A 22,265-nucleotide genomic window follows, 5' to 3' on the forward strand; every position below is an offset into this window, starting at 1 on the left:
TTTGTGCCGGGCGCGATGGTTAGTCCCCAGGGCGGCGATTGCTTCGCGCATCAGAGCAGGATCCTGGCGCCGATCCTGCCCGCGGTGTCCGGCGCCAAGTGACGGTTTCCAAAGGCCCACTGGCCTTTGGTGGGGTGGCTTGGAGGGGCAAGGCCCCTCCAATCGTCAACCCTGAACCGCCACGCAGGGGGCAATTCCTCCGTCTGGCCCCTTTCGGCTGGAGGCCGGCGAAGCTCCCCTCCGCCTGGTCACAGGCCCGGATTGTTCGGATTGCGCCGTGTCGGCGGATTGGTGTCGAGGGCGCGCTCCACGGCGGTGCCGGTTGGATTGGTGCGCGTCCCGTCGCTCTGTGAGGGATAGGCGCCGGACATGTTCGTGCCCGCCGCCCGGTCGATCGCGCGTCCCGCCGCGGTGCCGGCCGGGTTGGCCCGCGTCCCGTCGCTCTGGGCCGGATAGGCGCCGGACATGTTGGTGCCCGCCGCGCGATCGGCCGCGCGCACGGGTTCCACATTCGCGGGGTCGCTGCCGCGCTGGCCGCAGGCGACCAGGCCGCCCATCAAAAGCAATGCCGCTGCGGTGCGGGGGAGGATGGAACGGAACATCTGCGACCTTCCTTGTCGAAGCCTGCGATGTCCGTTCAACGCAACCTGTGCGTCCAGGTTGCCGGATGCGGCCCGATCTTTCAGGCAGGATCACCCGTATCCGCCATCAGCCCGGCCGCCTCGATACCGGCGATGCAGCATTCCTCGTCCTTGGGCGAGGCGTCGCCGCTGATGCCGACCGCGCCCAGCAGGACGTTGTTCGCGTCGCGCACCAGCACGCCGCCCGGAACCGGCACCGCGCGCCCGCCGGTCAGGTCGGACAGCGCGTTGGTGAAGCCCGGCACGGACTGCGCCCGGCGGGCGAGTTCGCGGGTACCGAAACCCATCGCCAGCGCGCCGTAGGCCTTGCCGGTGGCGATCTCGGGGCGAAGGATCGAGGCGCCGTCCTCGCGCTTGGCCGACTTCAACTGCCCGCCGGCATCGAGCACCACGACGCACAGCGGCAACAGGCCGAGCGCGTGGCCCTTGGCCAGGGCAGCGGTGGCGATGGTTTCCGCCTGGGCGAGGGTAAGACCGTTGACGGCGGCGGGGTGGGCGGGCTGGGGCATGGCTGGTCCTTGGATCTCGCGGCGCGCACGAGGCGATGTTGGCGTGACTGGGGATCATGCCACGCTGAATCCGGATGAGGAATTGGAGCAGGTTCGGCTACGTTACGGTTCCGAATGGAGGCGCCGATGCTTCATCTCACCACCGCCACCGAGGACGGCGACCTGTCCAACGCCGTGCCGCTGACAGGCGCGATGCTGATGTCGTCCCTGGATCACGCGACGGTCGTGGTCGGCGTGCAGGGCCAGGCCAAGGCCGGCAACCGGCACTCCGAACTGGGCCGGTACGGCGTGGCCGTGGCCGGCCCGTGGGGCGAGGCATTCACCAGGGCGGAGGGCGTTGCCGTGGCGGGCGGCCTCGGCACCGCCCTTGCCGGCGCGGAAAGCGTCGCCGTCGTCCTGCAGCCCATCCTGGCACGGTCGGAGGCTGCAGGGGATCAGCGGGGGCGGGCCCATGGCGCCGACGGCGCGGTGGCGATCTGCTTCGGCGGTGGCGATGCCGACATCGACGGGCTCGGCATCGCCTATGGCAAGCCGGGCGCACGGGTGGCGGGCGGGCCGGGAAGCCTGCTGATCCTCGATACCGGGGACAGCGCCTTCGGGCGCTACATCGTCGAGCGGGTCGCCGATCCCGGCAGGGGCATCAGGGGACTGAAGCCGCGAACTTGGTACACCTACGCGCCCCGGGGTGGCGGCTACGTCTTTGTCGAGCAGGGCCCGGTGACCTGACGCTTCCAGGCGGGCGCGGCATCCGTCATCGCGGGGCACCGACCGGCGGCGTCTGCGGCGCGCGGGCGCCGGCCGTGGCGTGGCCTTCATTGCCCTGCGGCGTGATGCCGGTCGCATTCGGCTCGCCGAGCCCGGCTGCCGAGCCATCCGTGCCGCGATTGACGGCGTCGGGCGAGACGGTGCGCGGGGGGTGGTTGGCCGGCCCGGCATCGCGGCCCACCGAATCCTCGCGACCAGGCTGCGGGCCGCCTTGCTGCGGCGGCGTCACGGTCTGAGCAAGGGCGATGCCCGCCCATAGCAGCAGGACGGGCAGCAGGTGGTAGGGGCGCATGGCGTCCTCCGGCATGTCTCAGGGTGCAACGGCTGGCGTGGAAGCGGGTTGCGCGGCGTGGCCGGTCGCGCGCCGGCACGCGCGACTTGGGTGCATCGCCGCCCCGTGCGAGAACGCGCCGATGACCGCTGACGGCAACGAACGGGACCGGCGCACGCGGCGGGAAGCGCGTCCCGCGGGCCATGCCCCCACCGCGTCCCGGCTGCGGGAGGTCGCCCTCGCCCATCTCGCCCGCTTCGCGGCGACCGAGGTCGCGCTGCGCCGCGTCCTGGAACGCCGCATCGATCGCTGGGCCCGCGCCGCCGAGGCCGAGGGACAGCCACGCGAGCCGACCGCCGCCGCCGCTGCCGCCGCCCGCGCCGCCGCCGGCGAGGTCGCGAAATCCCTGGTCGTCGCAGGCGCGGTGGACGATGCCGCCTTCGCCGAAAGCCGCGCACGGCGCCTGGCCCGTGCCGGACGGTCGCGCCGGGCCATTGCCGCGCATCTGTCGGCCAAGGGCGTCGCCGCCGAGACCGCCGCCGCGGCCATCCCCGACGGCGAGGACGCGGAACTCGATGCCGCACTCGCCTATTGCCGGCGCCGGCGCATCGGCCCCTTCGCGCGTGCCGAGATGGATGCCGAGGCGCGGCGCAAGGCGCTCGGCGCCCTGGCGCGTGGCGGCTTCGCCCAGCCGGTCGCCCGCCGTGCCCTGGCGATGGACCCGGCCGAGGCCGAGGACCGGCTTCTCGCCGCCCGGCGCGCATGAGCGGGTCCGGCATCATCTTCACCCGCGACGGGGTGCGGCGCGGTGCGCGCCAGGCGATTCCGCTGGTGATCGGCACCTTCCCCTTCGGGCTGGTGGTGGGCGTGATTTCCGCCGCCAAGGGGCTGTCGATGCTTGAGACGCTGGTGATGTGCGGCCTGGTCTTCGCCGGCTCCGCGCAATTGCTGGCGCTGGAATTGTGGACCGACCCGGCGCCGGTGCTGGCGGCAAGCCTCGCGGCGCTGGTGGTGAATATGCGCCTCGCGCCGATGGGTGCGGCGCTCGCGCCCTGGCTGGACCGGCTGCGCGGCTGGCGGCTGTGGGGGACGCTGGCGACGCTGGTGGATCATTCCTACGCGCTGTCGGCGGCCGAGATGCGGCGCGGAGGGCGCGATGCGGGGTATCTCCTCGGCGTCGCGCTGGCGCTGTGGGTGTTCTGGATGATTGCGGTATCGGTCGGGCACGTGTTCGGCGCGGTGGTGCGGCTCGCACCCGGGCATCCGCTGTATTTCGCGGCGACTGCAACCTTCTGCGCCATCCTGGTGCCGGTCTGGCAGGGCGTGCGGCGGGACCTGCTGCCGTGGATGCTGGCGGCGGTGGTGGCGCTGGCAGCCTGGAGGGCGGGGTTTGGCGCGCCCTGGCCGCTGCTGGCCGGCGCGCTGTCCGGGGCGTCACTCGGTGCGTGGCTGGAGCTGCGGCGGGCATGACGCTGCGGCTCGATGTCCTGCTGGCGATCCTGGGCATGGCGCTGGCCACCTATCTGTGCCGCGCCGGGGGCTATGCGCTTTTCCGTGCGCTGCGCCCGCCGCGCTTCATCGAGGTGACGCTGCAGCATCTGCCGGGGCCGATCTTCATCGCCTATGTCGCGCCGGCGCTGGCGATGCAGGGGGCGAAGGGATTCCTCGCCGCGGCGCTGGTCGTCGCGGCGCAGGCGGTGACAGGCAATCTGGCCGCGGCAATCGCGGTGGGGGTCGCGGCGATCTGGGGCCTGGGGATGGTCATGTGACCGGCGCCACGATCAGGCCAGGGTCTCGGCCCGTCCGCTCAGCAGCGTGATCGAGGGCGGCGTGCCGTCGGAGGCCATGGCGAGCGCCGCGAGGAACGCCTGGGTGTGCGGCGCGCCCAGATGCGCGATCGCGGCCCCCCGGCTGGTCCAGCGTTCGATCGTCGCCAACGCGCAGGGGTCGGTCACCGAGGCCAGCATGTCATACGCGATGCAGCCTTCCTCCTGTCGGGAGGCCACGACGAAGGTGGCGGCCACCGTCGTGAAATCAGCCTGCGCGTCGGGGCGCAGCCGCGCGGTTGCGAGGACACGCACCTCCTGATCCTGTTCGGTCATCGGCTCCTCCTGCAATCTGGCGGCACCGTGCCGCCTGACCATTACGGCGCGGCGGCGGGAACGGATGCAGGGATCAGCACCACCGATGCCGCGGCCGATGCAGCCTCGGCGGAGCGCACGCGGATGGCGACGGAACTGGCCGCACCCTCCGCATCCAGCACCGTGACGCGATAGAAGCCCGGCCCCGGCGGCGTCCAGGCGACCTCCCGCCGGGCAGGTTCGACCGCCAGCGGCGCGCCATCCACCAGGAAGGACAGCGGCCGCTGCCCGCCCGCCGCGCGCAGCGTGACCGGCCCGGCACCTTCCGTCAGCGATGCGCCGGGCGGCGGGAACAGCAACCGCAGCCGGTCTGCCGGCGCTTGCCGGCGCGGCGCATCGGCCATCACGCGCAGCCTTTCGCGCGGGGCTTCGGGCAGCAGGGCGAAGGCGCGCGCCAGCACCGGCAGCGCCACCTGCCGACCGGTCGCCCCGGGCATCGCGGTGCCGTCCGGCCGGCCGATCCACACGCCCACGACATGGCGTGCGTCGAAGCCCATCGCCCAGGCGTCGCGCCCACCCCAGGAGGTCCCGGTCTTCCACGCCACCCCCGCCGGCCCGCCGCCGGGGAAGTTCTGCACCAGGATGGCGGCGACGGCATCGGCGGCGCGGCGTTCCACCGCCTGCTGCGCCTCGGGCTGTTCGCCGGGCGTGAGCCGCAGCGGGAGGGACCGGCCGTGATCGGCGATGGTCGCATACAGCGCCGTCATCTCCCGCAGCGTCGTCCCTGCGCCACCAAGTGCCAGCGGCAGCGATGCATCCGCCCCGCGTGGCAGCCGCGGCGCCGCTCCCGCCAGTTTGAGCGCGGAGGCAAAGCGCAGCGCGCCCACCTGGTCGAGCAAGGCCACCGCCGGCAGGTTCAACGACAGCCGCAGCGCATCCGCCGCCGTCACCCGCCCGGCGAAGTCGCGACCGAAATTCTCCGGCGCATAGGCACCGAAATGCCGCGGCAGGTCGGCGACGATGGTCGAGGGCGTGGCGATCCCGCGCTCGAACGCCATGGCATACAGGAAGGGCTTCAGCGCCGAGCCCGGCGAACGCACCGCCCGCGTGAGGTCGAGCGCGCCCGCCCGCGATTCAGCGCCCCATTCGCCGCCGATCAGCGCGCGCATCTCCCGCGTCGCGGCATCGGCGACGACGATGGCGAGCGCGGCGCGGTCGGGCAGCGTGGCCAGCACCTCGGCGGCCAAGCGTTCCGTCGCGCGTTGCAGCGGCGCATCCAGCGTCAGGGCCACCGTGCCGCTCGCCCCGCGCGCCATCTCCCGCGCCAGGTGCGGGGCAAGGCGCGGCATGGGCAGGCGGCGATCCGGCATGGCCGTGGCCATCGCGATGTCGCGGTCCGCTGCCGACAACCCCGCCGCCGGCCCGCCGCGCCGTGCCAGCACCGCATCGCGCGCCGCGCGCGCCGCATCCGGATGCCGGTCCGGCCGCAAGGTCGCCGGCCGCCGCGCCAGCGCGATCAGCAGCGCCGATTCCGCCGCATCGAGCCGTGCCGCCGGCCGGCCGAACCAGGCCAGGCTGCCGGCGCGCAGCCCCTCGATGTTGCCGCCCTGCGGGGCAAGCGTCAGCCAGATGCCGAGGATCTCATCCTTGCCAAAGCGCGCTTCCAACTGCATCGCGCGGAAGATCTCGATGAGCTTGGATCGTAGGTTGCGCGGCCGCGGTTCCAGCAGCCGCGCCGCCTGCATGGTCAGCGTGGACCCGCCCGATACCACCCGCCCCGCGCGCACCCACTGCACCGAAGCCCGAGCGAGCGCGATGGGATCGACGCCTGGATGGCTGCGGAAGCGGCGATCCTCGGCGGCGATGAGCAGGTCGGCGAGCGGGGCCGGCACATCCGCGACCGTGGTGCGCAACCGCCAGGTGCCACCCGGCGCGGGCAGGACGGACAGCGTGCGGCCGTCGCGGTCGAGCACCTCGGCGCCCGTGGCGTTCAGGCGCGACAGGTCGGGCGGGAAAGCGCGATCAAGCGCAAAGGGCGTCGCGACGAGGGCGGCGAGGAAGGCTGCGAGGGCGATGCGGGGCCAGGTCAGGCGCATGGGGCGGTGCATCTGGGAAGGGGGAACCGGAAAGGGCTTTGCCCTCTCCGGACCTCACCCACCAAAGGCCAACGGGCCTTTGGAATGCGGGTTTCCTGGTGTCGGGTATGGCAGGCGGAATGACCGCGAAAATCGAGCCGCGCGCCCGGCGGCGCATGACCGTTTGGACCGATGCCGAGCATCGGGCCGGGAGCGCAAGGCGCGACCGCGCCCAGACCAGCCGCCGGCCCCGGCGCGACAGTGCGTGGCGCGAAAGCCAAGCGCACGGATGTGCGCGCCGGCGATTGAGGCGTCCAAAAGCCGATCATCGTCCCCGGCACGGGGTCGATGATCGATGGTCTGGAGGGGCAGCGCCCCTCCAGTGGCCGCCCGCCGGGTTCACGGCAGCACCGTAATCCGCGCCGTGTTCTGCCGGGCGAAGATCCCCGGCCGGTACATGTCCTGCGCTTCCGCACCGGGCAGTTCGAACGCGCCTGGTGTCACCGCCCGCAGCCGCACCGCGATGCGCGCGAAGGGACGGGCCTGGGTGATCGTCACGGCCGCTGCGTACCGGTCGTCCAGCGCCGGCTGGCTGTCCACTTCCGTCAGCGTGCCGAGCCACGGCATGCCGGCGATGTCGCCGGCCGGCAGGCGGGACGCGATTTCCCACCCCGCGGGCAGCCCCTGCGTCAGCATCGCCTCATGCCGGTCGTTGGTCTCGGACCGCAACTCCATCAGCAGGATGAAGGAGGTGTTCTGCGCCAGCGTGTCGAGGTTCAGCGGTTCGCCGTTCAGGGCAAAGAAGCGGCGGGTGACGCGGAAGCCCTCGCGCGCGGCGGGCAGGGCCTCGCGCGGGATGCCGGTGATCGACACCGCCTGCCAGACTGGCGCACTGCCGAGGTTGCGCGCGGTGCCCGATGCGGTCAGGGGCGTGACCACCACCGGGCGCGGCGGCAGGGCGGACCCATTCACAGCGACGCTGGCGGCGCGCGTGCCCTGGCCCAGCACCTGCGCGGCCAACACCGCCCAGGCCTGTTCCTGCGTGCTGGACCGCATCGGCGTGAAGTCCGCGCCGGGCAGCACCGACATGGCCTGAGTCAGGCGGTCGGCCATCAGCCCGCTTTCGCGCAAAAGCGCGGTCGTCGCCAGCGCATCGCGCGGCGCGCTGCCGTAGTCGAAGAACCAGAAGCGCCGGCCGGTGGCGGCCAGCGCGGCGGTGAAGGCCTGTTCCGCCCGCACGGTGTCGCCGCCGCGCGCGAAGGTGGCGGCGAGCTGCGCCCGGGAGAGCTGCGTCGGCAGGTCGTTGAGCGATTCCATCAGCCGGCGCGCTGCGCCCAGGCGCGGCTGGCCGGCCAGGGCAAGGGCGTAGAGCCGATAGGCCTGCGCGGCGCGTTCCTCGGGCGTGTCGGCGGCCGTGTCCTCGATGGCGTCGTCGAGGAAGCGCAGCGCCTCGCGCAGCGCACCGTCGGGCACCGTGGCGCCGGCGGTGCGGGCGCGCAGCAGCGCTTCCACGGCATAGGGAGTGAGCCATTGCTGCGCCTCGCCATTGGCGCTCCACATGGAGAAGGATCCGTCGAAGCGCTGGCGGTCGAGGATGGCGTCCACCGCACGCTGCAGGCGGATGGCGCGTTCGGGATCGGCTTCGCCGGCGAGCCCGGCGGAGAGGGCGAGCGCGCGCGACGCCGATTGCTCGAGGCAGGCGAGGGGGAAGTCCTCCACCGCGCGCAGCATCGCCGCGACGTCGAAGCGCACGACCGCGCCGAAGGAGGCGGTGGCCCGCCAGGCGCCATTGACGAAGCGATCCACCGGGACGGTGAGCGGCAGTTCAACCCCCGGCGGCAGTTCGGCGCCGGCGACCTGCGTGATGCGCGGACGAGAGGAGCGGATGGTGATGCGGCTTTCGCGTTCGACGCGGAAGCCGTTCGTGCCGCTGACGGCAAGGCGAAGCACGCCTTCGCCACCTTCGGTCGCGCGCAGCGTGGTGAAGGGCTGCGCACGCGCGCCGGTGGCGAGGTTCGCCGCGAGGCGCGTCGGCCCGTTGATGGCGAGGCCGCCGGTCGCGGTGAGCTCGGCGACGATCTCGCCCGCCGGCAATTCGATGTTGTGCAGCAGGACCGACAGCCGCGCCTCGTCGCCCGGGGCGAGGAAGCGCGGCAGCAGCGCTTCCGCCACCACCTGGTCGCGCACCGTCATCGCCCGCGCACCGGCGCCGACGCGCGTGCCTTCCCAGGCCACCGCCATCAGGCGCAATTCGCCGGCGAAGTCCGGGATGTCGAGCGGCACCATCGCCACGCCATCCGGCCCGGCGCGCACTACGCCGGAGAACAGCGAGACGAGACGCTGCGGCGGCTGGAGCGCGTCGGCGCCATCGGATTCGTCGCCACCCTGGCGCAGCAGGGCGAGTTCGCCCTCGGCGGGCGCGATCAGCCGGCCGTAATCGTCGCGGATATCGACACCGAGGCGCCGCCGTCCGAGGAAATGCGCCATCGGATCAGGGTTGGCGAAATTGGTCAGGCGCAGGATGCCTTCATCCACCGCGGCGAGGGTCAGTTGCACCGGGCCGGCGGCGTTGGTCACGCGCACCGGGACGTCCACACGCTGGCGCGGCCGCACCAGCGCGGGGGCATCGACGGCGACGCCGAGCGTGCGGGGTGCCGGGTCCAGCCCGACCCAGGCGAGGCCGAGGCCGCGGCCGGGCTGGCCGGACCGCGCCTGGCCGGGGCGGAACACGGTGACGGCGACATAGCCGCCAGGGCCCCAGGCTGCATCGACGGGAACCTCGATCTCGGTTCCGCCCTCGGCGACCTGGATGTCGCGCACCGACACCAGCCGGTCGGTCATCACCGTCACGGCGGCGCGGCCGGCGAAGGGCGGGGTGATGCGGATGCGCGCGGTGTCGCCGGGCATGTAGGACCGCCGGTCGGCGGCGACGTCCACGCGGTCGGGGATCTCGGCACTTTCCACGCCAGCCCAGCCGGCGCGGAAGCGGATGGAGGTGATGCCGAGGCCGTTCGCATCGGTCACCTCCAGCCGGTAGCGGCCGAAGGGCAGCGAGCGGGCGAAGCGGGCGGGCTGCTGCGCGGTGACGCGGATCTCCTGCGCGTCCACCGGCTCGTCGCGCCACACGGTCTCCCAACGCGCGATGGAGCCGCGCACGACGATGCGCCAGTTCGGACGCTCACGCACCAGGCGCGCGCGCAGCGTGGCGGGCACCGCGCGGCCTTCCGGCGAGACCGCGGCGATGTCGAAGGCGGCTTCGGCGCCGGCATCGATGGCGTCGTTCTCGAAGGCCGGCTTCACGGCCAGCAGCGTGCCACGGGCGCGCACCGGCACGGTGAAGCGCGTGCGCGTCTCCCGCCCGCCGGGTTCGTTCATCGACACGCTGACCTCGCCCTTCACCGGGCGCGTGGTGTCGGGTGCGGCCGGCAGGTCGAGCATCAGCGTCGTGCGGCCCTGGTCGTCGGTCTCGGGGATCTCGAAGGTGATGAGGTCCGGGGCGAATTGTTCCTGGGCGAGGCCGAATCGCCAACCGCGCCAGGCCTCGAAGGGCTCCGGGTCGGTTAGCAGGCGCATCTCCGCCTGACCGGACAGGCCGGCGCCTGGCGCGCCATACAGGAAGCGCGCCGTGACCGGCACGGCCAGGTTCTGGCCGGGCACCAGCGGGCCGGGGACAGGGCCGGCGGTGACGTCCAGTCGTTCGGGTAGGAAGGCCTCGACGCGGAAGGTGGTGCGGCCAACCGGTGGCGCATCGGGGTCGGTCAGCGCCTCCAGCGTCCAGACGCCGAAGGTGGCGCCGGCCGACAGCCGCACCGGCCAGTAGATCGCACCGCCATCCTGGCGGGGCGGGACGTATTCGGCGGCGACCTGGCCGTTCGGCCGGCGCAGCCGCAGGCGCACCGGCAGGTCGAGCGGGCGGCCCGCCGGGTCGCGGATCAGCGCGGCGGCATTCACCGTCTCACCGGGGCGGAAGATGCCGCGGTCGAGCCACAGGAACGCATCGACCGGCCCCGGCTGCGGCAGGCCGGTGGCGCCTCGGTCGGACAGGTCGAAGGAGGCGGCTTCGAGCGACAGCGCGGCGAGGTCGTCCGCCGTTTCCGCATGCACCGCGACGGGCGCAAGCGGGCCGGTGCCGCGCATCAGCGCCGCCGGGAACCGCGCAAGGCCATCCGCATCGGTGCGCGCCTCGGCCAGGATCTCGTTGTTGCGCGCCATCAGCATCACGCGCAGCCCGGTGGTCACTGCGGCGGATTGCAGGCTGCGCGCCTGCACCGCGATGCCATCCGCGCCGCGCCACGCCGTCAGGCCGATATCGGTGACGAAGAAGGGCAGTGCAGCCGTCTCGCCGCCGCCGCGCCGGGCGTCGGCGTTGCGCAGCACGATCAGGTAGGCACCGGGTCCGGCGCTGCGCAGCACATCCGGCAGCGGCAGGATCGAGCGCAGGGTGCGATTGGCCTGCACGCCGCGCAACTCGGCGCGGCCCTCCCACAGGATGCGGCCCATATCGTCGCTGATCGTGTCGGCGGAATAGGATTCCAGCGCCTCCCCCGGCGTCCAGTCGCGGCGCAGCGGGACCAGGTTGCGTTCGGCCACGCGCACCACGCGCATCGTCATGGCATTGATGTTGATGGTGGCCACACCCACGCGCGGTTCCTGGCCGCGCGGCAGGATGAAGGCGCGGGTGTCGAAGGCGATGCGCGGGTCGCGGTTCGGCATGGCAATGCCGACGGTGGTTTCCTGGCGCAGGTTCTGGCGGTCCTCTCCCGGCAGGCCGGCGCGCAGGATCAGACGCGTGGTGGCCCCCCAGGGCAGGCCGGCGATGCAGAGCTGGTCGCCCTCGCGCTCCACCGCGATGGAAGGGATCGGCGGGTCGGCGCGGATCCAGTCGCCGGGATTCCAGTCGGTGCGGCGCGCCGGCGGGTTGGTGAAGGTCAGGCAGGCGCGGGCCGGTTCGGCATCGGCTTCCGGCGTGACGCGACGGACCAGCATCCCGGCGGCGCGGCGCGCGGCTTCGAGCCGCTGGCGGTATTCCGGGCTGTCGGTGCGTTCCAGGATGGCTTCCAGCGCCTCGATCTGCTGCACCGGGCGATCCATCCGGCGCAGCGCCTCGGCGATCACCAGCAGGGGCGCGATCTCCGGCTCGCCATAGGGGGCGAGTTGGAAGGCGCGCCAGGCGGCCTGGAGCGCGCGGGGATTCTGCGGCGGGGTGCGGTTGATCTGCGCCTGGGCGAGTGCGAGCCAATGATCGCCATTGGGCTGCCCCATGCCGATCCGTTCTTCCCACGCCGTGGCGGCGGCGGCGAAGTCGCGCCGGGCTTCGGCCTGCTGGGCCCGCTGTTCGGCGGCCAGGCGCTGCTGCGGCGACCCGCCGGCGGGGAAGCGGCGCTGCATCTCCTGCTGATAGGCGCCGGAATCGCGGCCCAGCCCCGGCAGATCGAAGGTTTGCGCCACCACTGCGCCGGGCAGGGCGAGGGCGAGGACCAGCAGCAGGCGGATGAGGCGCATGAGGGGCGTTTCCGGGTTCAGTTCGCGCGGCGAACCAGCATGACATGCCGCGCGGCGCCGCGCATCGGAGGAGGCGATGACGCAAGCGCGAGATGTGTGAAGCATTTCATTCCGGCCGCCCTGGGGTCTAGCCTTGCCGCCAACCCCACCCGCAGGGCGGGGAATGGGAGGACGAGATGCCGATCATCACGCTGATCCGGCGGCGGCCGTTGCTGGCCGCAACCACGCTGCTGGCCGCGCCACGCGCCCTGCACGCCCAGGGCGCCTGGCCGAACCGGCCGATCACCATGGTCGCACCCTATCCGCCGGGCGGGACGACCGACCTGTCGATCCGCCCGATCGCCGAACCGATGCAGCGCATCCTCGGCCAGCCCATCATCATCGAGAACCGCGCCGGCGCGGGCGGGACGATCGGCGCGCAATACGTGTCGCAGGCGCGGGACGGGCACACCTTCCTCGCCTTCCCGACGGCGGTGATGGTGATCGCGCAGCACGTGATGAACCTGCCCTTCGACCCCGCGACCGCCTTCACGCCGGTGGCGATGACGTCCTTTGCCTATGGCGTCGTCGCGGCCAATCCGTCGGTGCCGTTCCGTGATGTGGCCGGGCTGATCGCCTATGCCCGCGCCAATCCCAACGCGCTGCGCTTCGGTTCGGCCGGCAACGGCACCATCACGCAGTTGTCGGGGGAACTCTTCGCCGATGCGACCGGCATCCGCATCGAGCACGTCCCCTATCGCGGTTCCGCGCCGTCGCTGACCGACCTGCTCGGCGGGCGGGTGCAATTGCTGTTCGATGCGGTGGCGCTGCCGGCGGTGCGCGACGGCCGGGCCGTCGCCATCGCGACCATCGCCGAACGCCGCAACCCCGACCTGCCGGATGTGCCGACATTGGCCGAGGCCGGTCATCCGCGCGCGCTGGCGGTGCCGTGGTACGGCGTGATGGCGCCGGCGGGCACCCCGCCGGAGATCGTCGACCGGCTTGCTTCCGCCATCGGGGAGTCGCTGGCGCTGCCTTCCGCCGCGCAGGGTATGGCGCTGATGAGCATGGCGCCGACCTTCGAGCGCGGCGAGGTTTTCGCCAACCGCCTGGTGCGGGAGCGCGAGGTCTATGGGGCGCTGGTGCGCAAGCTGGGGATTCAGCCGTCCTGAGGTGGCACCGGAGAGGGCTTTTCCCTCTCCGCGTGAGGCAGTGCCTCACGCCCCCACCAAAGGCTTAAGGCCTTTGGGAACCTCGACCTGGCGTGGGGCACCGCGGTGGGTTTCGACCGCAGAGGAATGCGCCGTGCCCGGCGCCCAGGATTCAGCCTGGTGCCATGCCCGAATCACCCTTCCACATCCTGGTGCCAATTTCCCGCGGTCCAGGGACCCGTTGGTCCCTGGCGGGGTGGCTTGGAGGGGCAGGGCCCCTCCAACCTTCACCCGCGCAACAACTCAGCAAACGTCGCTGCGGCCGCCATCAGGTCGGCGGTGTCCATCGCCTCGCGCGGATTGTGGCTGCCATGCGCATTGCGGATCAGCAGCAGCCCGGTCGGGATGCCGGCGGCGGCGAAGTTCGCCGCGTCATGCGATGCTGGTGACCCAAGCGGCATGGTCGCGATCCCCATGCGCGCGGCGGCCTCGGCGAGTTCGCTTTGCAGCGTTGCGTCGCAGGGGCCGACCGGCGCGGCGTTGCGCGGGCCGAGGTCGATCGTCACGCTGCGCCGCTCGGCGACCTCTGCGACGATGGCGTGCAGGCGCCGTTCCAACGCGGCGAGATGCGCGGCGTCATAGGCGCGCAGGTCGAGCGACAGCGTGAAGTCGCCGGCGACGACCGTGAGTTCGTGCTTCGTCGTGTCCGTGTGGAAGCGCCCGATGGTCATCGCCATGGCGCGGCCTGCGGCTTCTTCCGCGGCCCATAGCGCGTCGAGCGCGCAGAACAGATCGGCACCCGCCAGTGCCGCGTCATGGCGGAAGCGGCGCGGCAGGCCGACATGCGCGTCCTCCCCGGTGATGCGGATGGCGGCGTGGCGGATATTGCCGGGGATGCCGGTGCAGACGGCCAGCGGCAGCCCGGCCTCGATCAGGCTCGGCGCCTGTTCGATATGGGCTTCGAGGAAGCAGCGGATCGGCCCGTCCGGCAGCAGGCGGCGGCCCGGCGCGATGCCGGATGGGTCGCCGCCGCAGCGGGTGATGTGTTCGGCCAGCGTCAGCCCGGTATCGGCGCGGCGGCGATCCAGCGCGTCGGGCGGCAGGATGCCGAGCGCGGCGCGGCTACCGATCAGGCCGAGGCCGAACCACACCGCTTCCTCGCAACGGAAGGCGGCGATGGTGATGTCGGCGCGCGGTGTGAAGCCCGTCGCACGCAGCGCGGAGACGGCGGCGATTGCCGCGAGCACCCCCGCCGCGCCGTCGAAATTCCCGCCATGGCGCACGCTGTCGAAATGCGACCCCAGCATGATCCGCGGCGCCGTGCGATCCGTGCCCGGCCAGGTGAGATAGAGATTCGTCGCCGCGTCGCGCGTCACCTCGAAGCCGAGGCGCTCGGCCTCGGCGATCGCGAGCGCATGGGCGGCGTTCTCGCGATCGTCGAAGGCGTGGCGCGTGATGCCGGGCGGATCGGCGCCGATCGCCGCCAGCCGGTCGAGCCAGGCCGCGACGCGCGGCTGCTCGGCGGCGATGGCGGCGGCGAGCATCACGCGCCGATCTCGGCCAGCACCTCGGCTGTGTGCTGGCCGAGCGTGGGCGCCAGGGCATGCCAATGGCCAAGGCCCGGCAGCGCAGGCAGCGGCACTTCCCCAAGTTGTGGCTGCTGCACGCGCGTCACCGCGCCGGATGCGACGACATGCTCGTTCGACAGCCAGTCGAGCGGCGTGTTGACGCGATCCGCCAGCAGCCGCGCGCCCTGCAGCAGCTTCACCCATTCGGCGGAGGGCCGCTTGATGAAGGCCGCGCGGACGATGGCGTACAATGCCTCGCGGTTTTCCCAGCGCAGCGGGAAGGTCGCGAAGCGCGGATCGCGCGCGGCGTCCTGGATACCGAGCACCTCGGCGATGGCCAGCCATTCTGCTTCGCGCACCAGCGTGACCATCACCCAGGCACCATCCGAGCATTGATAGGCGCCGGCCGGCGCATTGGGCGGCGCGGCCGGCTTGCCCTGCACGCCCCATTCGCCGATCTGCTGCATCAGCAGGTTGGAGGATGCGGCCATCAGCGACATGTCGATGACGCGGCGGCGCGGCGTGGTGTCCTGCGCGCGCGCGGCCAAAGCCACCTGCACGGCCGAGAAGGCATAGATCCCGGTCGCCATGTCCGAGACGAAGGCACCGACCTTATGCGGCACGCCATCCGCGCCGTCGTTCAGCGCCACGAGGCCGGAGAAGGCCTGCGCGACGGAATCCGTGCAGGGCCGCTCGGAATACGGGCCGGTCTGGCCGAATCCGGAGATCGACAGGCAGACGGCATCGGGCTTCGCATTTTCCGGCCCCAGGCCGATGCGCGCGGCGACACCGGGGCGGAAGGCCTCGATCAGCACATCGGCGCCGGCCGCCAGCTTCGCCGCCGCCGCGCGCCCCTCGGGCGATTTCAGGTCGAGCACCACCGACCGCTTGCCACGGTTGAAGGACACCGTCATCACTGAGACGCCATCCTTGGCCGTGCCCAATCCGCGCGACCAGTCGCCTTCGGCCGGTTCCAGCTTGATGACATCCGCGCCGCAGGCCGCCAGCATCATGGCGCAATAGGGCGCGGCGATGCCCTGGCCGGCATCCAGCACGCGCAATCCCTTGTAGGGTCGCATCGCCTCATCCATCGCGTTTCCTCCTGCGCGTTCCGGGCCTATCCTGACGCGAAGCGACGCAATGGGAAGAGGACGCCATGAGGATCAGCCGCCGGGCCGCGTTGGGACTGATGCTCGCGCCGATCGCGCTGCCGGCGCTGGCGCAGGACTGGCCCAGCAGGCCGGTGCGCTGCATCGTGCCCTACCCGCCCGGAGGCCCCACCGACCTTGTGGGGCGCGTTGCGGCGCAGCGCGCACAGCAGGAACTCGGGCAGCCGCTGGTGATCGAGAACAAGCCGGGCGCGTCGGGGACGATCGGCTCGGCGGAGGTCGCGCGTGCCGCGCCGGATGGCCAGGTGATCCTGGTCAATGCCTCGGCCCATGTCATCATCCCGCACATCAACCGCAACCTGCCCTACGATGCGCTCAACGATTTCACGCCGGTGACGAACATCGCGATGGTGCCGCTGGTGGCGCTGGTGAACCCGCGCCTGCCGGTGCGGTCCCTGCGCGAACTGGCGGATCATGCGAAGGCCAACCCGGGGCGGGTGAGCTACGCCTCCTCCTCGATCGGCGGGGCGCAGCACCTGGCGGGGGAGATGTTCAAGCAGATCGCCGGCGTGGACATCGTCCACATTCCCTATCGCGGGGCCGGGCCGGCGATCCAGGACCTGATCGCGGGCAATGTCCAGGTGATGTTCGACAGCGTGCCGGCCGGCGCTGGCGCGGTGCGGGACGGGTTGTTGAGGCCGCTCGCGGCGCTGAACGCGCGACGGATCACGGTGTTTCCCGACCTGCCGACCTCGGCCGAGGCGGGGTTCCCGGACCTTGTCATCTCGACATGGTATGGCTTCTGGGCGCCGCCGCGCACGCCGATGGCGATCGCCGAACGCCTGCAGCGCGCGGTGGCGGTGGCGGTGCAGGATAGTGAGGTGCGAGCGCGGCTCGCGACGCTGGGGGCCGATCCGGTCGCCGACTCGCCGGCCGATTTTGCCGCCTTCTGCCGCAGCGAGTACGACAAGTTCGGCGCCATCGTGCGCTCGGCCAATATCCGGATGGAATGATGCGCGCGGTCATCTGCGAATCCTGGCGCCCCTTCGATGCGCTGGAGTTGAAGGAGGTGCCGGCCCCGCCCATGCGCCCGCGCGGGGTCCGTATCCGCATCGAGGCATCGGGCGTGTCCTTCGCCACGCAGCTGGTCGTCGAGGGCAAGTACCAGCGCCGCCCGCCGCTGCCCTTCATCCCCGGCACCGAGGTGGTCGGCACGGTGGTCGAGGCCGCGCCGGATGCCGATGCGCCGCCGCCCGGCACGCGCGTCTTCGCCGTGCTCGACTGGGGTGGCTATGCCGAGGAGGTGGTGGCGGACGACATCCACGTCATCGCCATCCCCGAGGGGCTGCCGGCCGAAGCGGCGGTCGCCTTCCCGATCTCCTACCCCACCGCCGGGGCGGGGCTGTTGTGGCGGGCGCATCTGTCGCCCGGCGACTGGGTGCTGGTGCATGGCGCGGCCGGTGGCGTCGGCCTGGCTGGCGTCGAGATCGCCAAGGCCATGGGATGTCGGGTCATCGCCCGCGCCGGTGCGGCCAAGCATGGGCTGCTGCGCGACCGCGGCGCCGATGTGGTGCTGGACAGCGCCGCGTCGTTCCGGGATGCGGCAAGGGACGCGACGGCCGGGCAGGGCGTGGCCTGCGTGCTGGACACGATCGGCGGGCCGGCCTTCGATGACAGCCTGCGCTGTCTCGGCGATGGCGGGACCCTCGTGGTGATCGGCTTCGCCGGCGGCGGCATCCCGACGGTGGCGGCGAATATCCTGCTGCTGAAGAACATCGCCGTCGCCGGGGTGAATTGGGGGACCTATGTCGGCTGGTCGCCGGGGGATCATCGCCGGGCCCATGCGCCGCGCGCGCGGGCCTTGTGGTCGCAGCTGATGGGCTGGTGGCAGGCGGGCGCGCTGAAGCCGGAAGTGCATGCCGGCTTTCCGCTGGACCGGTTCCGCGAGGCGATGGCCGAGGTGAGCGGACGGCGCAGCGCCGGGCGCGTGGTGCTGCGACCGTGACCGCGGCGCGCGACCATCGCGGCATCGCGCTGATCGTCGCCTCGGCGCTGTTCATGCAGAATCTCGACAGCGCGGTGCTGGCCACCGCGCTGCCGTCGATGGCGCGGGACCTCGGCGAGGATCCGTCCCGGCTCGGCGCGGCGATCACCTCCTACCTCGTGGCGCTGACGGTCTTCATCCCTTTTTCCGCGTGGATTGCCGACCGCTTCGGCGCGAAGCGCATCTTCATGCTGGCGATCTTGGTCTTCGTCTTCTCCTCGGTGCTGTGCGGGCGTTCGCAGGGCTTGGGCGAGCTGATCGCCTGCCGCATCCTGCAAGGCATTGGCGGGGCGATGATGGTGCCGGTCGGGCGGCTGCTGCTGCTGCGGGAGGTGCCGAAGAAGGACATGCTCTCGGCGATGGCCTGGCTGACCATGCCGGCGTTGCTCGGCCCGGTGACGGGGCCGCCGGTCGGCGGCATCCTGACGGATCTGTGGTCCTGGCGATCGGTGTTCTGGATCAATGTGCCGATCGGGCTGATCGGCTTCGCGCTGGTGGCGTGGAAGATCCCGCATGTGCCGCCGCTCAAGATGGGGCCGCCGGACGTGGTGGGCCTCGCCCTGACCGGGGCGGCGCTGGCGCTGGTGATGTTCGGGCTGGAGACGGTGGGCCGGCACGTCGTGCCCGCCGCGGTATCCTGGGCCGGGCTGGCGCTGGGGCTGGTGGCGGGGGTCTTCGCGGTCCGCCACTGCCGGCGCGTGCCGCGCCCGGCGGTGGACCTTTCGCTGCTGTCGTTGGCGACCTTCCGCGACGCGGCGATGGCGGGCAGCATCTTCCGCAGCGGGGCGGGCGCGGTGCCGTTCCTGATCCCGGTGATGCTGCAGATCGGCTTCGGGATGAGCGCGTCGCAGAGCGGCCTCGTCTCCTTCGCCACGGCGCTGGGCGCCTTCGCGATGAAGCCGCTGGTGCGGCCGCTGCTGCGGCGCACCGGCTTCCGCGGGGCGCTGATGTCCAATGGCGTGGTGGCGGCGATCGGCATTGCGGCACTGGCCCTGGTGGGGCCGGGTTGGCCATCCATCGCGATCTTCGCATTGTTGGCCGCGGGCGGGCTGGCGCGTAGCCTGCAGTTCACGGCGATGAACACGCTAGCCTTCGCCGAGGTGCCATCCGAGCGGATGTCGGCGGCGACCGCCTTCTACGGCACGTTGCAGCAATTGACGCCGGCGCTCGGGGTGGTGCTGGCGACGGCGACGCTGGAGGTGTCATCCTCCCTGGCGGGCCGGGTGGACCTGCTGCCGGTGGATTTCTCCCGTGGCTTCCTGGTGGCGGCGGTGGTCGTGCTGATGTCGGTGCCGCTGCATGCGCGACTGGCGGCGGATGCGGGTGAGGAAGTGTCCGGGCATAATCGCTGAGGTCAGAACAGCTCCATCAGTTTCGCATGGTCGTCCAGTTCGCTCGGCGCGCCCTCGAAGATGAACTTGCCGGAGCGCATCACCAGCACGCGGTCGGACACCGCGAAGGCTTCGCGCACATTCTGTTCGACCAGCAGGATCGCCATGCCGCGCGATTCGCGGAGTGCCGCGATCGGGCGGATCAGGTCCTGGAACAGCTTGGGTGCAAGGCCGATCGACGGTTCATCCAGCAGCAGCGCGCGTGGGCGCGTCAGCAGCGCCCGGCCGATCGACACCATCTGCTGCTGCCCGCCGGACAGCGTGCCGGCCCGCCGCGTGCGGAATTCCTTGATGCGTGGGAGGACGTCCAGCACTTCCTCGATGCGTTCGCGCTGGCCGGATTTCGGCACGCCCGCCGACCACAGGGCGAGGCCGAAGATCTCCTCCACCGTCAAATCGGGGAAGACGCCGCGGCCTTCGGGCACCAGCGCGATACCGGCCGCCCCCAGCGCGGCGGGGGTGTAGTTGGGCGGGGTTTCGCCGAACACGCGGGTGCTGCCGCCGGAAGGGCGATGCAGCCCGAACAGCACGCGCAGCAGCGTCGACTTGCCGGCGCCGTTGTGGCCGATCATGCACAGGATCTCGCCGGCCTTGAGCTTGAGGGAGACATCCTGCAGCACTTCCCGCCCACCATAGCCGGCGGACAGGCCGATGGCCTCGATTGCGTTGGTGGTCACGCAGCCTCCTGCGGCCGGTCGCCGAAATAGATCGCGGCGAGGGCGGGGTCCTTGAGGATGGCCTGCGGTTCGCCTTCTGCCAGCACCTTGCCCTGGTCGAGGAAGGCAATGCGGTTCGACAATTCCACCACCACGTCCAGATTGTGCTCGATCAGGCAGATCGCCACGCCGCGCGTCTGCGCTTCCTTCAGCAGCGCGCCGAAGCGGATGCGGGAGGCGAGGTCGAGCCCCGAGGCCGGTTCGTCGAGCAGCCAGATATCCGCCTCTGCCGCGAGGATGCGCGCCATCGACAGGAATTTGCGCTCGGCATAGGCGAGGTCGACCGCACGGGCATCGGCGAGATCGGTGAGGCCGGTCGCCTCCAGCGCGGTCTCGGCGCGGTGTTCGCGCTGCTGCTGCGCGCGCCGCCCACCGGGCTGCCAGAACCAGGAGGAGACCTCGGTCGCGGCAAGCACGTTCTCGCGCACCGTCATATGCGTGAACAGGCGCAAATCCTGGTACGACCGCGCGACGCCGAGGCGGGCCACCTGCCATGGCTTCAGCCCCATGATCGGCTTGCCGCGGATCTCCGCCGTGCCGGAATCGGCGCGGAGATTGCCGGTGATCAGGTTGAAGGTGGTCGTCTTGCCCGCCCCGTTCGGCCCGACCAGGGCGGTGACCTGGCCGGCGGGCAGCGACAGCGATACGCCCGCGACCGCCTGCACGCCGCCGAAGGCGCGGGCGAGGTTCTCGCAGCGCAGCGATACCTCGGTCATGCCGTGGACTTTCCCTTGGAGAGATCGCCGACCAGCCCGGCGGGGCGGAAGATCATCAGCAGCGTCATCGCACTGCCGTAGATGATCTGCTGCACGGCGCCGACCTCGGTGGGCGGGATGAACGGGATGAAGGAGATCACCGCCGGCAGCGACAGCAGCAGCACCGCGCCGACCAGCGGACCCCACAGCGTCCCGGCACCGCCGATGATGACCATGGCCATGATCTGGATCGACTGGTCGAGGGTGAAGGATTCGACGTTGATGAAGGACAGGTGCAGCGCATACAGCGCGCCGGCGATCCCCGCCCCGGCACAGGCGAAGGCGACGGCGAGCGTCTTCGCCGCATTGACGTTCTTGCCGAGCGATTCCGCGGCGCTGTCCGCATCGCGGATCGATTGCAGGGTGCGGCCGAAGGTGCCGCGCTGCAGCCGCGCCGTGGCCCACAGGATCAGCGCCAGCGCCACCAATGCCAGCGGCAGCACTGGTACAACCATGCCGAACACCTCGGGCCGCGGAATGCCGACCAGCCCGCCGATGCCACCCGTCAGCGGCTTGAGTTCCGCGAACAGCGTCGCCGCGACCATCTGCAGGCCCAGCGAGGCGGCGACGAAATACTCCCCGCGCACCCGTAGCGCCGGCAGCGCCAGGCACAACGACAGCCCACCCGCGATCACCGCCGCCGCCAGGCAGGCCAGGAAGGGGTTCGGCACCAGCAGAAGTGCTACCTGCGCCCCGCCATAGGCACCGAGCCCGAAGAACACCGCATGCGCGACCGAGAAGATGCCCGCATAGCCGACGATGAAGTTCAGCGTCGACGCCAGGATCCCCGAGATCGCCGCCAGCGTCGCCAGGTTAATGAGGAAGGCGGTCATCGTGTCTGCGCCACGCCGAAGATCCCCGCCGGCCGGAAGATGATGAAGCCGAACAGCACGAGGAAGGACACCGCCTCCGCCCATTGCGTATCGACCACCTGAAGCGCGAGGCTCTCGGCGATGCCGAGCATCAGCCCGGCCAACGCCGCGCCGCGCAGGGACCCGATGCCGCCCACGATGGTCGCGGCGATCGAGATCAACATGACCTGGTGGCCGATCGCCTCGTTCAATCCGGTGGTCATCACGGTGACGATCGCCGCCGGTGCCGCCAGCGCGGACCCGATCGCGAAGGCCAGCACCGAAAGCCCGTTCGACGACAGCCCGTAGGTGCGGATCAGGTCCGGGTTCTGCGCCAAGGCACGAAGCGCGACGCCCGCCGGATGACGCGTGAGGAACAGCGTCAGGGCCGCGAACAGCACCGCCGCGGTCACCAGCGCGATCCACAGCATCGGCGCGACGAAGATGTCCGGCAGGATCTCCGCAGAGAAGGACAGTGGCGTGTCCACCGTGGCGAAGCCGCGCCCGGCGATCATGCCGATGATGTTCTGCACCACGATGCCCACCCCGAAGGCGGCGACGAAGACCGTGAAGAACGACCCTTCATGCCGCTGGATCGGGCGATAGACGAAGCGTTCCATGGCGATGCCGAAGACCATCGCGGCGACCACGGCCGCCGCCGCCCCCGCCCAGCCGGGCCATCCCGCCCGCCAGGCGAACAGGAAGGCGTAGCCCGCGATGGTGAAGGCGGTGCCATGGGCGACATGGAAGATCTTCGTCGCGCCGAAGATCAGCGCGAAGCCCGCCGCGGTCAGGGCGTAGATCGCCCCGGTCTGCAGCCCGTTGAGCAGCAGTTGCAGAAAAAGCATGGGTCCGCG

General features: G+C 71.8%; 20 protein-coding genes. 8 read left to right on the plus strand and 12 right to left on the minus strand.

Annotated features, from left to right (window positions below; genetic code table 11):
- Positions 1-248: 248 nt before the first annotated feature.
- The gene (locus AAFN86_RS10865; RefSeq protein WP_347543331.1) at positions 249-602 is read right to left on the minus strand and encodes a hypothetical protein; all 354 of its coding nucleotides are present in this window, start codon (positions 600-602) and stop codon (positions 249-251) included.
- A gap of 80 nt (positions 603-682) precedes the next feature.
- Entirely contained in the window at positions 683-1,150 is a 468-nt protein-coding gene (locus tag AAFN86_RS10870) for a heme-binding protein (RefSeq protein ID WP_347543332.1), read from the minus strand.
- Positions 1,151-1,276: 126 nt separating this feature from the next.
- On the opposite strand from AAFN86_RS10870, the gene AAFN86_RS10875 reads away from it, so the two are divergent.
- Entirely contained in the window at positions 1,277-1,876 is a 600-nt protein-coding gene (locus AAFN86_RS10875) for a hypothetical protein (RefSeq protein WP_347543333.1), read from the plus strand.
- Positions 1,877-1,901: 25 nt separating this feature from the next.
- Here the strand turns inward: AAFN86_RS10875 and AAFN86_RS10880 are convergent, their stop codons facing one another.
- Positions 1,902-2,207 (minus strand): hypothetical protein, encoded by a 306-nt coding sequence (locus AAFN86_RS10880; protein ID WP_347543334.1) that lies wholly within the window; start codon positions 2,205-2,207, stop codon positions 1,902-1,904.
- 121 nt (positions 2,208-2,328) lie between these two features.
- On the opposite strand from AAFN86_RS10880, the gene AAFN86_RS10885 reads away from it, so the two are divergent.
- Genes AAFN86_RS10885 through AAFN86_RS10895 form a run of 3 tightly spaced genes read left to right on the plus strand, consistent with a single transcriptional unit; the run spans position 2,329 to position 3,955 of the window.
- Complete coding sequence (locus tag AAFN86_RS10885; protein ID WP_347543335.1) at positions 2,329-2,952, plus strand: RecX family transcriptional regulator; 624 nt, start codon at positions 2,329-2,331, stop codon at positions 2,950-2,952.
- Positions 2,949-3,656 (plus strand): AzlC family ABC transporter permease, encoded by a 708-nt coding sequence (locus tag AAFN86_RS10890; RefSeq protein WP_347543336.1) that lies wholly within the window; start codon positions 2,949-2,951, stop codon positions 3,654-3,656. The genes AAFN86_RS10885 and AAFN86_RS10890 overlap by 4 nt, the downstream gene beginning before the upstream one ends.
- Positions 3,653-3,955: an AzlD domain-containing protein gene (locus tag AAFN86_RS10895; RefSeq protein ID WP_347543337.1), complete on the plus strand. Its 303-nt coding sequence runs from the start codon at positions 3,653-3,655 to the stop codon at positions 3,953-3,955. Before AAFN86_RS10890 ends, AAFN86_RS10895 begins: the two co-directional genes overlap by 4 nt.
- Positions 3,956-3,967: 12 nt before the next feature.
- Here the strand turns inward: AAFN86_RS10895 and AAFN86_RS10900 are convergent, their stop codons facing one another.
- The 3 genes from AAFN86_RS10900 to AAFN86_RS10910 form a co-directional block, all read right to left on the minus strand.
- Complete coding sequence (locus AAFN86_RS10900) at positions 3,968-4,288, minus strand: putative quinol monooxygenase (RefSeq protein WP_347543338.1); 321 nt, start codon at positions 4,286-4,288, stop codon at positions 3,968-3,970.
- A gap of 41 nt (positions 4,289-4,329) precedes the next feature.
- Positions 4,330-6,363 carry a penicillin-binding protein 1C gene (pbpC, locus tag AAFN86_RS10905; protein ID WP_347543339.1) on the minus strand — a complete coding sequence of 678 codons (2,034 nt, stop codon included), beginning with the start codon at positions 6,361-6,363 and terminating at the stop codon, positions 4,330-4,332.
- 378 nt (positions 6,364-6,741) lie between these two features.
- Complete coding sequence (locus AAFN86_RS10910) at positions 6,742-11,844, minus strand: alpha-2-macroglobulin (RefSeq protein ID WP_347543340.1); 5,103 nt, start codon at positions 11,842-11,844, stop codon at positions 6,742-6,744.
- A gap of 176 nt (positions 11,845-12,020) precedes the next feature.
- Here AAFN86_RS10910 and AAFN86_RS10915 point away from each other — a divergent pair, with 176 nt between their 5' ends.
- On the plus strand, positions 12,021-12,995 hold the full coding sequence (locus AAFN86_RS10915) for a tripartite tricarboxylate transporter substrate binding protein (protein WP_347543341.1): 975 nt from the start codon (positions 12,021-12,023) through the stop codon (positions 12,993-12,995).
- A gap of 266 nt (positions 12,996-13,261) precedes the next feature.
- Here the strand turns inward: AAFN86_RS10915 and AAFN86_RS10920 are convergent, their stop codons facing one another.
- Together AAFN86_RS10920 and AAFN86_RS10925 are read right to left on the minus strand one after the other, a co-directional pair.
- Positions 13,262-14,518 carry a hydantoinase/carbamoylase family amidase gene (locus AAFN86_RS10920; RefSeq protein ID WP_347543487.1) on the minus strand — a complete coding sequence of 419 codons (1,257 nt, stop codon included), beginning with the start codon at positions 14,516-14,518 and terminating at the stop codon, positions 13,262-13,264.
- Positions 14,518-15,633: a CoA transferase gene (locus AAFN86_RS10925; protein WP_347543342.1), complete on the minus strand. Its 1,116-nt coding sequence runs from the start codon at positions 15,631-15,633 to the stop codon at positions 14,518-14,520. The genes AAFN86_RS10920 and AAFN86_RS10925 overlap by 1 nt, the downstream gene beginning before the upstream one ends.
- A 65-nt stretch (positions 15,634-15,698) precedes the next feature.
- On the opposite strand from AAFN86_RS10925, the gene AAFN86_RS10930 reads away from it, so the two are divergent.
- From AAFN86_RS10930 to AAFN86_RS10940, 3 genes are read left to right on the plus strand one after another with little or no spacing between them, the layout of a single operon-like run.
- Entirely contained in the window at positions 15,699-16,664 is a 966-nt protein-coding gene (locus AAFN86_RS10930) for a tripartite tricarboxylate transporter substrate binding protein (RefSeq protein WP_347543343.1), read from the plus strand.
- A complete protein-coding gene (locus tag AAFN86_RS10935; protein ID WP_347543344.1) occupies positions 16,661-17,656 on the plus strand; it encodes an NADPH:quinone oxidoreductase family protein in 996 nt (331 codons plus the stop codon). The genes AAFN86_RS10930 and AAFN86_RS10935 overlap by 4 nt, the downstream gene beginning before the upstream one ends.
- Complete coding sequence (locus AAFN86_RS10940; protein ID WP_347543345.1) at positions 17,653-19,047, plus strand: MFS transporter; 1,395 nt, start codon at positions 17,653-17,655, stop codon at positions 19,045-19,047. The genes AAFN86_RS10935 and AAFN86_RS10940 overlap by 4 nt, the downstream gene beginning before the upstream one ends.
- 2 nt (positions 19,048-19,049) lie before the next feature.
- On the opposite strand, the gene AAFN86_RS10945 is transcribed toward AAFN86_RS10940, so the two are convergent.
- From AAFN86_RS10945 to AAFN86_RS10960, 4 genes are read right to left on the minus strand one after another with little or no spacing between them, the layout of a single operon-like run.
- Positions 19,050-19,763 (minus strand): ABC transporter ATP-binding protein, encoded by a 714-nt coding sequence (locus tag AAFN86_RS10945; protein WP_347543346.1) that lies wholly within the window; start codon positions 19,761-19,763, stop codon positions 19,050-19,052.
- Positions 19,760-20,518, minus strand: a complete 759-nt coding sequence (locus tag AAFN86_RS10950; protein WP_347543347.1) for an ABC transporter ATP-binding protein — start codon at positions 20,516-20,518, stop codon at positions 19,760-19,762. The genes AAFN86_RS10945 and AAFN86_RS10950 overlap by 4 nt, the downstream gene beginning before the upstream one ends.
- Positions 20,515-21,390, minus strand: a complete 876-nt coding sequence (locus AAFN86_RS10955) for a branched-chain amino acid ABC transporter permease (protein WP_347543348.1) — start codon at positions 21,388-21,390, stop codon at positions 20,515-20,517. Before AAFN86_RS10955 ends, AAFN86_RS10950 begins: the two co-directional genes overlap by 4 nt.
- Positions 21,387-22,256, minus strand: coding sequence for a branched-chain amino acid ABC transporter permease (locus AAFN86_RS10960; RefSeq protein WP_347543349.1), 870 nt, complete (start codon positions 22,254-22,256; stop codon positions 21,387-21,389). Before AAFN86_RS10960 ends, AAFN86_RS10955 begins: the two co-directional genes overlap by 4 nt.
- Between the last annotated feature and the right edge of the window lie 9 nt (positions 22,257-22,265).

The organism is Roseomonas sp. CAU 1739, assembly GCF_039839775.1.
Classification (GTDB): Bacteria; Pseudomonadota; Alphaproteobacteria; order Acetobacterales; family Acetobacteraceae; genus Neoroseomonas.

What these genes read in the sequence shown, in the direction of transcription:
- AAFN86_RS10865 (WP_347543331.1), bottom strand. Translation starts at nt 602, where the DNA reads ATGTTCCGTTCCATCCTCCCCCGCACCGCAGCGGCATTGCTTTTGATG.
- AAFN86_RS10870 (WP_347543332.1), bottom strand. Translation starts at nt 1,150, where the DNA reads ATGCCCCAGCCCGCCCACCCCGCCGCCGTCAACGGTCTTACCCTCGCC.
- AAFN86_RS10875 (WP_347543333.1), top strand. Translation starts at nt 1,277, where the DNA reads ATGCTTCATCTCACCACCGCCACCGAGGACGGCGACCTGTCCAACGCC.
- AAFN86_RS10880 (WP_347543334.1), bottom strand. Translation starts at nt 2,207, where the DNA reads ATGCGCCCCTACCACCTGCTGCCCGTCCTGCTGCTATGGGCGGGCATC.
- AAFN86_RS10885 (WP_347543335.1), top strand. Translation starts at nt 2,329, where the DNA reads ATGACCGCTGACGGCAACGAACGGGACCGGCGCACGCGGCGGGAAGCG.
- AAFN86_RS10890 (WP_347543336.1), top strand. Translation starts at nt 2,949, where the DNA reads ATGAGCGGGTCCGGCATCATCTTCACCCGCGACGGGGTGCGGCGCGGT.
- AAFN86_RS10895 (WP_347543337.1), top strand. Translation starts at nt 3,653, where the DNA reads ATGACGCTGCGGCTCGATGTCCTGCTGGCGATCCTGGGCATGGCGCTG.
- AAFN86_RS10900 (WP_347543338.1), bottom strand. Translation starts at nt 4,288, where the DNA reads ATGACCGAACAGGATCAGGAGGTGCGTGTCCTCGCAACCGCGCGGCTG.
- pbpC (WP_347543339.1), bottom strand. Translation starts at nt 6,363, where the DNA reads ATGCGCCTGACCTGGCCCCGCATCGCCCTCGCAGCCTTCCTCGCCGCC.
- AAFN86_RS10910 (WP_347543340.1), bottom strand. Translation starts at nt 11,844, where the DNA reads ATGCGCCTCATCCGCCTGCTGCTGGTCCTCGCCCTCGCCCTGCCCGGC.
- AAFN86_RS10915 (WP_347543341.1), top strand. Translation starts at nt 12,021, where the DNA reads ATGCCGATCATCACGCTGATCCGGCGGCGGCCGTTGCTGGCCGCAACC.
- AAFN86_RS10920 (WP_347543487.1), bottom strand. Translation starts at nt 14,518, where the DNA reads ATGCTCGCCGCCGCCATCGCCGCCGAGCAGCCGCGCGTCGCGGCCTGG.
- AAFN86_RS10925 (WP_347543342.1), bottom strand. Translation starts at nt 15,633, where the DNA reads ATGGATGAGGCGATGCGACCCTACAAGGGATTGCGCGTGCTGGATGCC.
- AAFN86_RS10930 (WP_347543343.1), top strand. Translation starts at nt 15,699, where the DNA reads ATGAGGATCAGCCGCCGGGCCGCGTTGGGACTGATGCTCGCGCCGATC.
- AAFN86_RS10935 (WP_347543344.1), top strand. Translation starts at nt 16,661, where the DNA reads ATGATGCGCGCGGTCATCTGCGAATCCTGGCGCCCCTTCGATGCGCTG.
- AAFN86_RS10950 (WP_347543347.1), bottom strand. Translation starts at nt 20,518, where the DNA reads ATGACCGAGGTATCGCTGCGCTGCGAGAACCTCGCCCGCGCCTTCGGC.
- AAFN86_RS10955 (WP_347543348.1), bottom strand. Translation starts at nt 21,390, where the DNA reads ATGACCGCCTTCCTCATTAACCTGGCGACGCTGGCGGCGATCTCGGGG.
- AAFN86_RS10960 (WP_347543349.1), bottom strand. Translation starts at nt 22,256, where the DNA reads ATGCTTTTTCTGCAACTGCTGCTCAACGGGCTGCAGACCGGGGCGATC.